The 15,609-nt window shown below is 42.4% G+C and carries 14 protein-coding genes; 3 read left to right on the top strand and 11 right to left on the bottom strand.

Annotated features, from left to right (window positions below):
- Positions 1–42: 42 nt before the first annotated feature.
- Both rfaD and mqnB read right to left on the bottom strand, forming a co-directional pair.
- Positions 43–1,008 carry an ADP-glyceromanno-heptose 6-epimerase gene (rfaD, locus tag BMW53_RS05285; protein ID WP_038563546.1) on the bottom strand — a complete coding sequence of 322 codons (966 nt, stop codon included), beginning with the start codon at positions 1,006–1,008 and terminating at the stop codon, positions 43–45.
- A 235-nt stretch (positions 1,009–1,243) separates the two neighbouring features.
- On the bottom strand, positions 1,244–1,930 hold the full coding sequence (gene mqnB / locus BMW53_RS05280) for a futalosine hydrolase (RefSeq protein ID WP_051567520.1): 687 nt from the start codon (positions 1,928–1,930) through the stop codon (positions 1,244–1,246).
- A gap of 186 nt (positions 1,931–2,116) precedes the next feature.
- On the opposite strand from mqnB, the gene folE reads away from it, so the two are divergent.
- Complete coding sequence (gene folE / locus BMW53_RS05275; RefSeq protein WP_038554622.1) at positions 2,117–2,740, top strand: GTP cyclohydrolase I FolE; 624 nt, start codon at positions 2,117–2,119, stop codon at positions 2,738–2,740.
- A gap of 3 nt (positions 2,741–2,743) precedes the next feature.
- Here the strand turns inward: folE and BMW53_RS05270 are convergent, their stop codons facing one another.
- Positions 2,744–3,856: a lactonase family protein gene (locus BMW53_RS05270; protein WP_038554627.1), complete on the bottom strand. Its 1,113-nt coding sequence runs from the start codon at positions 3,854–3,856 to the stop codon at positions 2,744–2,746.
- 115 nt (positions 3,857–3,971) lie between these two features.
- Here BMW53_RS05270 and BMW53_RS05265 point away from each other — a divergent pair, with 115 nt between their 5' ends.
- The gene (locus BMW53_RS05265) at positions 3,972–4,208 is read left to right on the top strand and encodes a CDGSH iron-sulfur domain-containing protein (RefSeq protein WP_038563551.1); all 237 of its coding nucleotides are present in this window, start codon (positions 3,972–3,974) and stop codon (positions 4,206–4,208) included.
- A 13-nt stretch (positions 4,209–4,221) separates the two neighbouring features.
- Here BMW53_RS05265 and BMW53_RS21440 read toward each other — a convergent pair whose 3' ends face one another.
- The gene (locus tag BMW53_RS21440) at positions 4,222–4,962 is read right to left on the bottom strand and encodes a flavin reductase (RefSeq protein WP_038554632.1); all 741 of its coding nucleotides are present in this window, start codon (positions 4,960–4,962) and stop codon (positions 4,222–4,224) included.
- Between the two features lie 404 nt (positions 4,963–5,366).
- On the opposite strand from BMW53_RS21440, the gene BMW53_RS05250 reads away from it, so the two are divergent.
- Positions 5,367–6,725 carry a sigma-54-dependent transcriptional regulator gene (locus tag BMW53_RS05250; RefSeq protein WP_038554639.1) on the top strand — a complete coding sequence of 453 codons (1,359 nt, stop codon included), beginning with the start codon at positions 5,367–5,369 and terminating at the stop codon, positions 6,723–6,725.
- A 148-nt stretch (positions 6,726–6,873) separates the two neighbouring features.
- Here the strand turns inward: BMW53_RS05250 and fabD are convergent, their stop codons facing one another.
- From fabD to BMW53_RS05215, 7 genes are all read right to left on the bottom strand, one after another.
- The gene (gene fabD / locus BMW53_RS05245) at positions 6,874–7,761 is read right to left on the bottom strand and encodes an ACP S-malonyltransferase (protein WP_038554642.1); all 888 of its coding nucleotides are present in this window, start codon (positions 7,759–7,761) and stop codon (positions 6,874–6,876) included.
- A 555-nt stretch (positions 7,762–8,316) separates the two neighbouring features.
- Positions 8,317–8,844 carry a DedA family protein gene (locus tag BMW53_RS05240; protein ID WP_038554647.1) on the bottom strand — a complete coding sequence of 176 codons (528 nt, stop codon included), beginning with the start codon at positions 8,842–8,844 and terminating at the stop codon, positions 8,317–8,319.
- 129 nt (positions 8,845–8,973) lie between these two features.
- On the bottom strand, positions 8,974–10,812 hold the full coding sequence (glmS, locus tag BMW53_RS05235; protein WP_038554652.1) for a glutamine--fructose-6-phosphate transaminase (isomerizing): 1,839 nt from the start codon (positions 10,810–10,812) through the stop codon (positions 8,974–8,976).
- A gap of 126 nt (positions 10,813–10,938) precedes the next feature.
- On the bottom strand, positions 10,939–12,966 hold the full coding sequence (locus BMW53_RS05230) for a DUF4954 family protein (protein ID WP_038554656.1): 2,028 nt from the start codon (positions 12,964–12,966) through the stop codon (positions 10,939–10,941).
- 185 nt (positions 12,967–13,151) lie between these two features.
- A complete protein-coding gene (locus BMW53_RS05225) occupies positions 13,152–14,141 on the bottom strand; it encodes a PAS domain-containing protein (protein WP_038554660.1) in 990 nt (329 codons plus the stop codon).
- Positions 14,142–14,207: 66 nt separating this feature from the next.
- Positions 14,208–14,684, bottom strand: coding sequence for a nucleoside deaminase (locus tag BMW53_RS05220; protein ID WP_038554665.1), 477 nt, complete (start codon positions 14,682–14,684; stop codon positions 14,208–14,210).
- Positions 14,685–14,760: 76 nt separating this feature from the next.
- Positions 14,761–15,594, bottom strand: coding sequence for a ThuA domain-containing protein (locus BMW53_RS05215; RefSeq protein ID WP_139178025.1), 834 nt, complete (start codon positions 15,592–15,594; stop codon positions 14,761–14,763).
- Positions 15,595–15,609 lie beyond the last annotated feature (15 nt).

The raw sequence follows: 15,609 nt of genomic DNA, 5'->3' as shown, positions 1-15,609 counted from the left end.
AGGTAAATTTAAAACTATTAAGGAAAATAACGAAACCTAAGCTTAAAAACAGGCTTTCGCCATGAGGTATTTGTTCACGTACTCGCTTACGCCTTCCTCTAATTCAACAAAAGGCTTTTTATAACCTGCATCGCGTAGTTTCTGCATTTCGGCTTCAGTAAAATACTGGTATCTTCCGCGCAAATCAACAGGCGTATCAATAAACGAAATTTCCGGATTCATTTTCATACTGCTAAAAACAGCTTGAGTAAGATCGAGAAACGAACGGGCTTTACCGGTGCCCACATTGTAAATGCCTGTATTATCCTGGTTCACCATAAAGTACATCATTACATCGGCAATGTCGTCCACGTAAATAAAGTCGCGGCTTTGCTCGCCATCTTTATAGGCTTTATGGTGCGAACGGAACAACTGCATGTGCCCGGTTTCTTTAATGGTTTTATAAGCATGTAACACCACCGAAGCCATTCGGCCTTTGTGATATTCATTTGGTCCGTAAACGTTAAAGAATTTCATACCTGCCCAAAACGGCGGCGTGCGAAACTGTTTTAGTGCCCACACATCAAAGTCGTGTTTCGACCAGCCATACAAATTAAGCGGTCGTAAATCCTGAATTTTTTGGTGTTCATCTGAAAAACCCTCTTCGCCATTACCATAGGTGGCAGCTGACGATGCATAAAGAAGTGGAACCTGAATTTCGGAACAAATATTCCAGAGGCGCTGCGAATAAATTAAGTTTAGCTGCTGGTAGAGCTCGGGCTCCTGCCCCACGGTATCGGTACGTGCCCCCAAATGAAAAATAAAATCCACATCGTGGGCATTTTTTATTAACCAGTTAAAAAACTCATCCCGGTCAATGTACTCGCGGTAATTTTTTTTCAGAAGATTTAAATCCTTCCAGGGGTCATCAAACTTATCAACCAATACCAGATCTTTGTATCCTGCTTTGTTGAGTTTTCCTACTAAATAACTTCCGATAAATCCGGCTGCTCCTGTTACAACTATCATCTTAAAGCGGTTTCGTGTGGTACGCAAAAACGCTGTTTTCTGAAAAATGTGGCTTTGTAATAAAAAACCAGCCACTTTGCTTTTTATTGTACGCGTGGCAAAATAAATTTAAGTTTTCGTATTTGCCAAAAAATTGCGCATAAACGCAACACTCAAAATAATACGGATTGTTTGTGCCATTACAATTAAAGCCTGTTTTTTTTTGTCAGACAGACGAGAAATGAGTGCAAGCTCCTTATTCCACAGGAGCAGGAACTTGTTTTAAAATAACCGATAATGCTTCTTTCAGGCGCTCAAGTGCCAACGGAATATTCCATTTTGCCGAGTCACGGGGTTCTACATAATTCGATATCGATCGTATTTCGTAACATTTTACCCCCATCCAGTTACACACATAAAAAACAGCGGCTCCTTCCATCGACTCTACGTGCGCTGTAAATTTTTCGCGCATTTCGGCTATACTGGTATCGCGCCCGTAACTTTTGTTGGAGGTTACTCCTTTTACCTTTTTCAGTTTTATCCAGCCATTTGAATTACTGGCCTTCAACAATCCGTTTTCAAACGGAAAATCGTTCATTCCAATGTACCCCGACTCAAAAAGCGTAAGAAATTCATGCTGTTTTTCAATACCCAGGTCGGCAAATTCTTCGCTAACTACATTCACCACCTCGCCTATTTTAAGCTCCTGCGTTAAACTTCCGGCCAAACCAATATTAATAACAGCATCGTATTTTTTTTCGCGAAGTGCGTTTGTTAAATGAAAAGTTGCAAACGAGCTTCCTATACCCGTTACCAATATATCAATATTGAAATCACCAAACCGGTAAGTTTTTACAAAATGACTTTCCTCCTCTACTTTTTCCAGCTCATCAACAATCAGTTTTATTTCCATTGTAGTGGCTGCTACAATCAAAATTTCCATAAGTTAAATTTTGTAATTTTTGCTTCCGATACACTTCGGAACAGTGTCCATCATCACACTTAATCTGTATTCCATTCTTGCTTTTAACACAAGTCATTGTCTCACTCCTCATCAAATCCATATACTCATTCATACTGTTTTTATAAAAAAAAGTTAATCTTTGTATCGATTAAAATTCTAACAACAATGTGTTCATTAAAAAATAATAACTCAAACGGATACCTGCGAACTGATTTGTACAACGAAGAAGCAACGGAACAGCTTTCAGGGCATTATAAAGAGATTTTACAAATTATTGGTGAAGATCCATCGCGCGAGGGACTTGACAAAACGCCGGAAAGAGTGGCCAAAGCCATGCAGTTTTTGTTGCAGGGTTACCAAATGGATCCGGTTGAAATTTTAACATCGGCCATGTTTAAGGAAGACTACCGCCAAATGGTAATTGTAAAAGATATTGAGATTTATTCGATGTGTGAACACCACATGCTTCCGTTTATCGGAAAAGCACACGTTGCTTACATTCCCAACGGAACAATAACAGGTTTAAGTAAAATTGCCCGCGTTGTTGATGTGTTTGCACGCCGTTTGCAGGTGCAGGAACGACTAACAACTCAGATAAAAGATTGTATTCAGGACACGCTAAAACCGCTGGGAGTAGCCGTTGTTATTGAAGCCCAACACCTGTGCATGCAAATGCGGGGCGTACAAAAACAACACTCCATTACAACTACCTCGGATTTTACGGGTGCTTTTGAAAAAGTAGCTACCCGCGAAGAATTTATCAAATTAATTAGTACCAAACTGAGCTAAAAGCTACAGAAACTCGATACAAACCGGCGCCGGCAAATTGATTTGTTTTCCGCTAAACCTGGGCATCCCGGTTTCCTCATCCAAATTAAAAACGGTGATATTATGGCTTCGTTGATTGGCAACCAACATCCAATTTCCATCGGGTGTAATTCCAAAATTCCGTGGCCAGTCACCTTCTACCGGCACAGTTCCCAAAAATGTTAATTCCTGATCGACTTTTACCTTAAAAACAGCAATGGAGTTGTGCCCCCGGTTTGAGCCATACAGATACTGCCCGTCTTTCGAAAAATGAATATCAGCGCAATAACTCTCGCCGGCAAAATCTTTTGGCAAGGTGGAGATATTTTGAAATACCGACCACTTTTCCCCCGTTTTACGAACTGTCGAAATAGTTGAGTTTAGCTCGTTTATTACATAAATTACATTTTCGGTTGGATGAAAAACAAAATGCCTGGGCCCTGAACCGGCCGGGAGTTTTACAAATTCCTGTTCATAACGCCCCAAGTTACCATCCTCGAAGTGGAAAATATTTAACTGGTCAGTTCCCAGGTCGGCACTAAAAATGCTCGGCTCGGTAGATGAAAACTTTACGGAATGAGCATGTGGCTGCGTTTGATTAGAATGCACACTACTTCCGGAGTTATACACAACTGCCAGTGCTTTCTCCAGACTGCCATCTGCATCGACCGGATAAATGGAAGTTGTTCCTCCGCCATACGTTGCAATGGCCACATATTTTCCATTAGGAGAAACATCAATGTGGCATGGCCCGCCTCCATTTGCAATTTGTTTATTCAAAAAGTGCAAACCTCCGCTCTTTTCGAGCTTGTATGCCACCACGTACCCTCCCGATGGTTCAACTTCGGGCGTGGTGCGCGAAACAGCATACAAAAATTTCTTTTCAGGCCCTAATCGCAAAAACGACGGATTATCGATTCCCTTAAAAGTGGTGAGCAACTCAATGTCTCCGGTTTTAGTATTCAAACTGCAGTAGTTTATTCCTTCCGCACCTTCAGAAGTAAAAGTCCCTACATAAAAAAGCTGTTTTTGCTGTGCAAATCCGGCAGTTACACCAAATAAAATTAGCACGCAGTTAAACAAAATAGTACGCAACATATTTGTATATTTAATGAACGTAAAACAAAAAATAAGCACAATTTGAATCGTTCGAAGTTGTTTTTCTTGGAATCAATTCAATCTTGTGCCAATGTATAACAAAAATTTTAAAAGTATGAAGAAACCTGTAATAGCTGAAAAAGCACCAAAAGCACTTACGCTTGAACCGGGCACTTACTATTGGTGTTCCTGCGGACGAAGTAAAAACCAACCCTTTTGCGACGGATCGCACCAGGGCACGGAATTTTCTCCACTACCTTTCGATATCGATGAGAAAAAGGAAGTTTGGCTTTGTCAATGCAAACATTCCAAAAACAAACCATTTTGCGATGGCACTCATCGAACCTTATAGCTATTAAAGTTTACTACACCTTCGTAAAATCGTCTTTTGAAGCGTTGCAGATCGGACATTTCCAGTCGTCGGGCAAATCTTCAAAAGGCGTTCCCGGAGGTATTCCAAGTGCTGGATCACCCTCTTCCGGATCGTATTGATAACCACAAATATTGCACGAATAGATTCCGTCGGCACTCACCGTATGCTCGTGCTTTTCCTCTTCTACCTCTTCGTACTCAACAGGTTCAGGCTCTTCTTCCAGTTTATCTTTATCAATATAAGTTGGTGCATTTTTCGGCGACCGCATTTTATATTTAGTATGATAATACGCATAGGTCAGCGGCTCTTCGTCTGATAGTTTATCACCATCAACCACTTCGGCAGTGATTAAATAATGCGAACCAACATCGGCGTAGTCAATCACTTCGCAATCAAACCAAGCCACCGACGAATCAATAACAATTGGAGCACCGGTTTTTGCCCTTATGGTTTCAATGCCCTGGAACTTGTCGATATCGGCCCCCGACATAAATCCGAACTTGCCAATCAACGAAGTATCAACCTCTTTCTTCAGCACCGAGATTGAAAACTTTTTACTATCAATAATCTTTTGGGCCGAGTAGTTATTTTTATTACAACTTATGGCAATTTTCGATGGCTCGGCAGTAATCTGAAAGGCCGTATTTGCTATATAGCCGGCTTTTTCACCGTTCAATTCGGTAGCAATTAAATACAAGCCATAACTTAGTTTATGAAAGGCGGAATAATTCATTCTAATCTATTTTTGTAATTCGTTTGTTTAAATTTAACAATACATTTTCAATTTCACCTATCAGCACCCTTTTAAATTCTAACATTTTATAAAAGCACTGTTTATCGGCAGCAAAAAAATGTATGTCGATTTTCGAAACTACAACACCAAAAGGAAGCCGGAGTTCAGAACAAGAAACACACTTGCCGGAAAATAGGAAGATAATAAGGTAACAATTTAGCATGGAAAACTTTTTTGGCACGCAAAGCAGTGAAGAAAAAAATTTACAAATCCACGCTAAACCATGGAAATTAGGCACAAATTATTTAAATTTGGGAATCTCATCTAAAAAATTTCCAATATTTGGACATTTTGTTTGATAGATTCTCACATTTAACTATTTTTAAGCACTCTAAATAATAGAAATGGCCAACCAAAAACCCAGGAACAATTACAAAGTGTACATCGTAGAAGACAATGTACTTTACGCCAGAGTGTTGAAGAAGCAACTTCTGGATGATCAACTACAGGTAAAAGTGTTTCACAACGGGACAGATTTCATTAACGCAATGAGCGAAAAGCCTGATGTGGTAACGCTTGACTACACGCTTCCCGATATGACAGGGAAAGAAGTACTCGCCAAAATTCAGGAAAAAATTCCCAATACTCACGTCATCGTAATTTCGGCACAGGACGATATTTCTACCGCCATTGAGCTGATGAAAAACGGTGCCTACGATTACATTATGAAAGCGCCCGATACCCGGGAAAAGCTGAGTAACATTATCCGGAATATTTACAGAACTGACCAACTTCAAACCGAAAACACAAATTTAAAAGAAGCGGTTGCCGAGAAATATAATTTTAAAAACCTTATAAAAGGTAACAGCCGCGAAATTGAGCACGTGTTCGAGTTAATGAACAAAGCCACACAAACCAATATTTCCGTGTCCATTTCGGGAGAAACCGGAACCGGAAAAGAGCTGGTTGCCAAAGGCATTCACTACAACTCGAAACGCAGCGCCAAACCGTTTATTGCGGTAAACGTGTCGGCCATCCCCGACGGACTGATCGAGAGCGAATTGTTCGGGCACGAAAAAGGTGCTTTTACCGGTGCTGATTTCCAAAAGATCGGAAAATTTGAGGCGGCCAACGGAGGTACACTTTTTCTTGATGAAATTGCCGACCTGAATTTAAACCTTCAGGCAAAATTATTGCGCGTTTTACAGGAACGCGAGTTGGTGCGCCTGGGCGGACACGACGTAATACCTCTTGATGTGCGCATTATTTCGGCAACACATAAAAACCTGGCCACGTTGTCGGGCGACGATCAGTTCCGGCAAGACCTTTACTATCGTTTACTGGGTTTACCCATTGAAATTCCGCCTTTACGCCAACGTGGAAACGACAAAATTTTGCTGGCTAAGTTTTTTGTTGATGAGTTTTGCCGCGACAATGAAATGGAACCCAAAACCCTTTCGTCCGAAGCCAAACAAATGTTGTCGAACTACCATTACCCCGGCAACATCAGAGAGCTAAAAGCAATTATGGAGCTAGCTTGCGTAATGTGCAGCCGCGACGTGATTAAACCGAGCCACCTGAATATGAATGTTGATGAAAGCGTACAAAATCTGTTGGCACAGGAAAAAACACTGGAAGAATACAACAACGAAATTGTAAAGTTCTTTTTGAATAAATACAACCAGAATGTACGTTTGGTAGCGTCGAAATTAGGAATCGGGAAATCCACCATTTACCGGATGCTCCAAAAACATATGGACTAGCAGCCTCCCCCAGCCCCTCCAAAGGAGGGGAGCTTTGCAAAACATTTAATGTATTTACAAAAAAATCCCGATCTGTTTATTTGATGTACAGATCGGGATTTTAATTTATCGTTAACCCCAATGTCAGTCTGAGCGAAGTCGAATACTTCTATCCTTCGTAACTGTTAACGCCAACAGTTTCCATTTTGCGATCCACCTTTTTAACCAGGCCCTGTAACACTTTACCCGGTCCAACTTCAGTAAACGAAGTAGCACCGTCGGCAATCATATTTTGTACGATCTGTGTCCATTTTACCGGAGCAGTAAGTTGAGCGATCAGGTTTTCTTTAATCAATGCAGGGTCGGAAACCGGTTTAGCATCCACATTCTGGTACACCGGACAGGTTGGCGTATTAAAAGTAGTTGCTTCAATGGCAGCAGCCAGTTCTTCGCGGGCAGGCTCCATAAACGGCGAGTGGAAAGCACCACCAACAACCAGTTTCAGAGCACGTTTTGCACCTTTTTCGGTTAACAAGGCACAGGCTTTGTCTATTCCGGCTTCTGAACCAGAAATTACCAATTGCCCCGGGCAATTGTAGTTTGCAGGAACCACCACATCGTCGATTTCGGCACAAACAGCCTCAACAACATCGTCTTCCAAACCAACAATTGCTGCCATTGTTGACGGTTCAACCTCGCATGCTTTTTGCATGGCCATTGCACGTTGAGCAACCAGTTTTAAACCGTCCTCAAAGTTCAGTGTTCCGTTGGCAACCAGTGCCGAAAACTCGCCCAATGAGTGGCCGGCAACCATATCAGGAGCAAAATCCTTCAGGGTTTTCGCCAACAATACCGAGTGTAAGAAAATGGCAGGTTGGGTTACTTTTGTTTGCTTCAGATCTTCAACTTCACCTTCAAACATAATATCGGTGATATTGAACCCCAAAATATCGTTTGCTTTTTCGAATAATGCCTTTGCTTCAGCAGAATTTTCATATAAATCCTTTCCCATTCCCGGGAACTGCGCTCCCTGACCAGGGAATACAAATGCCTTCATAATTTTTCAGTTTTAAAAATCCGGCCACAAAGTTACATTAATTTTACAAGGACAAAATCCTTCTACGCATCATTGCCAATAATTTGACAAAGTTTATGATACGAAATCGAACATCAGGTTATTCGGGTCGATAATTGGGAAAATGAGATTCTGGATGCTGGATACTAAAAATTGGATATTCGTCATTAGTCATTGGCCATCGGTTACTGGATGATTGATACTAGATCCTCGATACTAGTAGCTCGTGGCTAGCAACTCACATTACTTTTGCTCCCGACGCTACGGTCGGGATTTGGCTGCGGCCGATTTTCAATTCGCTACGCCCAACTGGATGCTTGATGCTCGATGCCACAAACTGTTAAATTGTAAAATTGTTCTAATTGTAAGATTGTAAAACCTGCAACTCGATACTTAGCTTATTACCCCTTTTGACTTTTTACTTTTGCCTTTTGCCTTGATACTGGATGCTGGATGCTGGATGCTGGATACTGGATACTCGATACTGGACTCTTGATACTAGAAGCTAGTAGCTGGCAGCTAGTAGCTCGTAACACTTTAACCTTTAAATACAAAGTAAATAACCACATATTTCAGCAAAAGCCCCAAAGTACTTACCACCAGGAATCGTCGAAAATTGTAATGCAATATTCCGGCGGCCAATGCAATTACCGGAGATGACAAGGGAAACAGGTTGAATACAAAAATAGTAAGCATTCCAAACCGTTTAATTTTTTGCTCAGCTTTTTCAATCCGCTTCCGCCCCATCACTTCAATAATTTTGTTCGGACATAACAAGCGCCCAATAAAATAATCGATACACTGCGCCGTAACCGCTGTTACCATGGCTGTGGCAATCAGATTAAATCCGGAATAATAAGGCAAATAATAAATAAACGCCAGCTCAACCGGCATGAGCAAAAAGAAAAGGTATCTGGCAAAGTGGACAAGGGCAAAGGAAAAGATACTTTCTGTTTTATCGGCATAGAGTTCGCGACCGATGGTGAACGAGAACAGGCAAATAGCAACAACCGAAGCAAACAAGATAAAATAGAACTTTTTGGGTATTGCTATTTTGCCGTTCATCTGTAAAACAGGATTATAAGTCAATAACTAATCTGATCGTAAAGTTACGCAAATGATTTGTTGCGTCTAATTTTATCGACCACCGACTTAAAAACCTCGTTAAGCGAACAGTTTTATGGGATAAGCACACTACTCCACGGTAACCGATTTGGCCAGATTACGCGGCTGATCGACATTACAACCTTTTAGCAGGGCAATGTGATAGGCCAGCAATTGCAGCGGAATTACCGCCAGCAAAGGCGCCACTGCGGGATGCGATTTTGGTATTTCGATAACATCGTTTACCATCTCTTTTAAGCCTTTGTCGCCCTCGGTTACAATGGCAATTACATTTCCTTTGCGGGCTTTTACCTCCTGGATATTGCTCACTACTTTTTCGTAATAATCATCCTGAGGCGCCACCACCACAACCGGCAAATTATTATCCACCAGCGCAATTGGCCCGTGTTTCATTTCGCCGGCGGCATAACCTTCAGCATGGATATAGGAAATTTCCTTCAGCTTTAACGCCCCTTCCAATGCTACAGGGAAGAGGTAACCACGCCCAAGGTAAAGGGCATTTACGGCTTCGTGGTATTTTTCGGCAATGGCCTTTATTTTTTCTCCGTCGTCGAGAATGGCACGTCCTTTTTCAGGAATTTCGGCCAGTTCTTTTACCAACACTTTATAGGTTTCGTTACTGATGGTTCCCTTACGTTTGGCCAGTTTCAGGGCGATCATCGTCAACACCGTTACCTGCGCGGTAAATGCTTTTGTTGAGGCCACACCAATTTCAACACCGGCATGTGTATAAACCCCGGCTTCGGTTTCGCGCGACAGGGTTGAGCCCACCACATTACAAATTCCGAGCACGGTTGCCCCTTTTGATTTGGCCAGTTCCAATGCCGCCAGCGTATCGGCCGTTTCACCACTCTGACTGATCAGAATTACTACATCGTCGGACGACAGCACAGGCTTGCGGTACCGAAACTCAGAGGCATATTCCACTTCAACCGAAACCTGTGCATATTCTTCAAACAGGTATTCAGCAATCAGCCCGGCATGCCACGATGTTCCGCAACCAATGATTACAATTCGCTTTGCCGCTTCGATTTTTGGAAAGACATTTAGCAAGCCTCCCAGCACAATCTCGGAATAATCGTTTTGCAAACGTCCGCGAAAAGTTTCTTCAATGGTTTTTGGCTGCTCGTGAATTTCCTTGAGCATAAAATAATCGTAAGCGCCTTTATCCATCGCGCCTATTTCCATATCGATATTGCTGATCTTCAACGAAACCGGGTTATTCCGAACATTACTTAGCGTAAACCCATCCTTTTGCAGAATGGCAATATCTTCGTCGTTCAGGTAAATCACCTGGTTGGTGTATTCCGCAATTGGCGAGGCATCGCTGGCAATAAAATATTCGCCGCTACCCAGGCCCACCACCAGCGGGCTGCCCTTTCGGGCCACCACAATTTTACCGGTTTCCTTTTTGCAAAGCACGGCAATTCCATAGGCACCCACCACTTTCGACAAGGCCAGTTGCACCGCCGCTTCCGATGTTATTTCATCGTCCTGTAAATAAAAATACTCAATCAGGTTAGCCAACACCTCCGTATCGGTATCGCTTTCAAACGTGTATCCGTGTGTTTCCAGATCGCGTTTCAGCTGCGCATAATTCTCGATGATACCGTTATGTACAATGGAAAAATCGCCGTTCATCGACACATGCGGATGCGCATTTTTATCGCTGGGTTCGCCATGCGTTGCCCAACGGGTATGCCCAATTCCAACGCTTCCTTCGTCTGCTCTACCTGCTATAAAGTCTTCAAGATCTGAAACCTTTCCTTTCTTTTTATAGTTTTCGAGCGAACCGTTCAGCAAGGCCACACCTGCCGAATCGTACCCACGGTATTCCAGTCGTTTCAGCCCTCCGATCAAAATCGGGAACGCTTTTTTATCTCCTATGTAACCTACAATTCCACACATAATTTTTTTCTTATAGTTATTTATAGTCCGATGGAAAATATATTTCCACTTTGCTACAATCGCCCGTTGCGCCTTTCACCCAATTATCGTTCTTATTCGTTTGCGCAGGGATTAAAGGAGAGTTCTTTAATTTTCAACGGGTTGTCTGCTTTCACGCACCTGCACCATCTGTTCAATCACCCGGCTTCCCAGACGTTCTTTTTTCTTCATGTGTTCTTTAATTTCTTTTACTGTATCATTGTTTTCAAACTCGCCGCGCACTTCGGTAAAATCAAGCTCCCGCGCCCCGTTTTGTCCGTCAACACCAAAACCGGTCATCTTACTCATCGAAAATTCTTTCCGGGCATCTTCGTATAAAAAGCGATCGATTCCCAGTACACTCTCTTTCCATTTCTTTACAATGCTTATCACATCCGACGCTTCAAACTCAGAAATACTTTTTCCATAAAAACTTTCCAGCACATCAACCGCCCATGTCCACTCGAAATTGTAATAATTCTTATGTATGGTCGCCAATGCCGAATTCACCTCCTCAAGCGACTGTACCGAGCCATTTTCTATCGCCTGAAGCAGTTGATCAAGCGCCTCAAAAGGACAGATCATTCCTGCCAGATCAACCCAATATCCTTTCCCGAATTTCATGTCTGGTTGCAACGCTTTTTGGATATCTGCTGCGATTTCATACTCATTTCCGTTCAGACGGGTAATTAACGAATTCCCCAAAAACTTCCAGATCGCCATTTCATACAACTGAATCCCCCGGTTGAGCGCATGTTTTTCGATCTTCATCCGATCGTAAGTATAAACCTCAGTGTTTTCGTCCGATGATTTTTGAAGCTCCATTAATTTCTCCCGGCCTTTAATCATTTTATCGATGGTGTACGGACTCAGCAGGTTGAAATTAATCAGATCGAGAAGATTTGAATCGGTACGCTTATCGCGCTTTGGCCATTTCTGGGTATCACGAATGGTCCCGATACTTTTCAGATTAATACCGGGCACGAGAATACTTTCGTCTTTACTTTCGATCAGGTACGAAAACGGGAAATCAGTGGTATCGCAATGTTTGTAGTGCCGGCCCATTACCAACGTAAATGCGCCAATACGCGTTGGCCACAGCATATAGGAATCGCTGGTAGTTTTGGCTCCGCGCTCCATAATTCCCTGGTGAATTGGCCCCAGTTTGTAAAGGTGGTTGCTTTGGTTCGATCCACTTCCGGCGTTCAAAAAGGAATACATGCCGGCAATCAGCAAAGTAGATTTATGGTGGGTAACGGTGTATGGCCCTGCAAATATGGAACAGGCTTCGCCGTGAAATCCCTGAAAATTGGCAAAGAACAGGGAGTTTTCGGCCGAATAATGCTTATCGAGCACACAGCCCTGGCCAATAAAACATTTTGAAACCAGCGTGGCGTCGGTGATTTTCGATCCTGAGCTAACAATAAAGTTATCCATAATTACTCCTTCGCCAATCTTTACAGGCGCTTCGTAATTGCTGTTTATACTTCCGTTGTGTAGTTTTTTTGCCCCATCGATTATCGTCGCAGGACCGGTTTTTACATTCAAAATGGTGTTACAATTCAGAATGTTTGAATCGGCTCCAATCACCCCCATTTCACTGCGAACATATTGGGTGTAATCGTCAACCATAGTTTTTAGCGAACGTACCACTTCGGGCCGGTGCCTGTACAAGGCCATCATGTAGGCAACATGCGTTGAGAGGTAATCATAAATCGGAATCTCGCGGCCTCCGCCTTCGTTAATGGCTTCAACCACCACTCCGTTACCAAACGATGTTTCGCCATCAACTGCCAGCGTGGTGATGTTATGAATTACTACATTTTCTTCAATCCTGTAGTTTGCAATGTAGCTTCTCACATTGTGAATTAGTGCATTCTTCCCTACCTCGCAGTTGTGCAGCCAGGCGTTGTATATACCTGTTTTAAAGTTAATGCCTCCAATCAGCTTTACTGATCCGGCAAAACTATTTAAGCGAACACTTCCTGAAAACTTACTGTTCTCAATGCAATCGGGAATAAAATCGTGCGAAACTTTTATTAAACTCCAGTCGGAAGACGAACATCCCTGATGAACAAGCTGCCCGATTTCCTCATCGTAGAGATTTCGGTAATTGTTGTCGGTGTTTTGTGACATTGCGGACTATTTTGAAAACCAAAGTTACTGCAAAAACATTATACCAACACACAAAACAACCTAACAACACCACAACAAAAAACGGCATAAACCTAACAAAATATATTCAAAATGCTATTCTAGTGCATTTTAAACAACATCAAAACATATCATAAAAGATCGTACAACAAATAAAATACCTAATATTACAATTGCTCAAGATAGTTTGCCAGGCGATTTTTTCCATTTATGCCCAGTTTTTTACGCAATCGTACACGTGAGATTTCCACGCTTTTGGAAGTAATATTCAGCAGCCCGGCAATTTCCTTGCTCGACAAGCCTAAACGAATGTACGAGCACAATTTTTTGTCGTTAACCGAAACCACCGGATGTCGCTTTTGCAGTCGTTCGAGAAAGCCCGGATGAATTTTATCCACCTGGTTTTCTACCATGCTCCAATCAACCGGCTGAACGGCATTGGCTTCCAACAATTCTTTTAATTGCTGAACCATCGAAACAGCTGCTTTCGGCTTAGTAGCCCCTTCCGACTGAAGCAGGTGAACCGCTTTGTTCAACAACTCATTTTTCTGCGACAGCTGCAATAAAAACGAAACCAGTTCACGGTCCTTCATCTCCAATTCGGTTTGCAATCGCTGCTTGTTTCGGCTATCGAATTCTTTTGTGCGTTCCATTTCCGAAATGTGCCCCATAGCTTGTTTCACGCGGGTAATATCCAACACCGATGCCCGGATTCCCAGGTATTTGCCATTTTTATCGTACACACCTCGCACATTCATCATAAACCACCGAAGCTGCTTGGTACGCGTAAGCACACGAAATTCGAGGGTTTGGTTAACCATTGTCTGATTTAAAGCTCCGGTTAAAAAGTTACTGTATTTCTCTTTGTCGGCATCATAAACCAGCAAGGCTGCAATTCCCGGGGAAGTAATAATCTGGTTAGCTGTATATCCGGTAAGATCGGAGCACGAAGGTGAACAATATTTTATGCTGCCATTGGGTTCGAACCACAATTCCCAGGCAAAAGCAAACTCGGCGATCAACTGGTAAAACAAACGTTTCTCCCGCTCTTGCTCTTCCTGAAACCGGGCATTCTCCAGCTCCAACTTTAGCTTCGAAAGCTCTTGCTCCAGTTCTTCTGTTCGTTTGTTTTGCTCCTGATTTTTTTCGCCGGTCATGCAATAAAAGTAAGAAAAATATCGAGTACAGTGGACTGTTACAGCCCAAAGGAATTTGTCTATTAACTAATATTCCTTTTTATCCTCCTTTTTATTCCACGCATCGAAAACCTGGCGGGCTTCATCGCGCATCATATTTTCAAATTGAATGTGGCGCCGACTCAATTCTGTCTCCAGTTCGTCGTAAATAAACTGGTCGTCGAACTGTGCGTTTGCCGCATCCTGTTTTGTTGCTCCAAAAACCACCTTATCGGGGCGCGCCCAATAAATAGCTCCCAAACACATTGGGCAAGGTTCGCACGAGGTGTAAATTGTACATCCTTCCAGTTGAAAGGTATTTAAAACTTTACACGCTTCCCGTATGGCTACAACTTCGGCATGTGCGGTAGGGTCGTTTGATGAAGTTACCTGATTATATCCTTTTGCGATTATTTTATTATCCTTTACCACAACAGCTCCAAACGGCCCGCCATGATTACCATCCATCCCTTTCCGGGCAAGCGTAATTGCTGCCTGCATGAATTTTTCCTTCTGCTCTTCCATAATTTTCCAACCTATATGACGAACTCGTAAAGTTAAAATAGTTATTGTTAAAATGAAAGCTGATGCAACTATCTCATCACTTCACTGAGGATGAATCACGTGACATCAACCAAAACAAGGCATCAATTACCATCTTGTTTTGCACATCGTTCTTAAATGTAAAAGACAGCTCCTTATTCGTTCCGCTCTCATAATCAATATCGTTGTGCCCCATATTTATATAAAGCATTTTAAAATGCCGGTTAGTCCACACTACAGGATAATATCCGTCGTGCCATATTTCATGTTTCTTCGGACCTGTTCCGAGAGGGAAACTGGACGAATCAATGGAGACAAGAATTTCAATGGCGGGATTTTCTCTGAGATCATTTTCCCAACTATACCATTCATTGGGAGCAGCAACAAAGTTGTTTGGCAGATCCCTTGTAACAGGATGAGTATTATTCTCTACATTCATAATTGCCGTGGTTGGTCGCCAGGTATTCCCCTTGTATTGTCCCGCCCCTAAAAAGATTTCATGGTACCAGTCCCAGTTTTGTGGAAACGAAGACCCATCAAGCGCAAACGCACAAAAATGAAATCCCAGCCAGGCTCCCCCATTTTCCATATAGTTTTGAAAGGCCTGCCGACCTGGTAATGAATCCGGACGTGTATCTAGAAAAACGACCACATCCACATCTGAAAGATTATCCTTATTCAACCTATTCCAGTCGTTTGTCGATTCATATTCAAAACATGAATCTTTCGCCAATTCTGCCAACCAACGGTCGGCTTCATGCACAAAACTTACGTGAGCAGCATCGTTCTTTCCGGTATAAAAAGCGACCACTCTGGATTTAACCGGAGACTGCGCTATGAGCTGAAATGTAAAACAGAAAATAAGTAGATTCAATAAAATTATTCTTGACATTTTGAATTTCATTTG

Origin of the sequence: Draconibacterium orientale, assembly GCF_900111425.1 — a bacterium.
Classification (GTDB): Bacteria; Bacteroidota; Bacteroidia; order Bacteroidales; family Prolixibacteraceae; genus Draconibacterium; species Draconibacterium orientale.
Note: the sequence above shows the minus strand (reverse complement) of the source record. Positions and strands in the feature narration are given on the sequence as shown.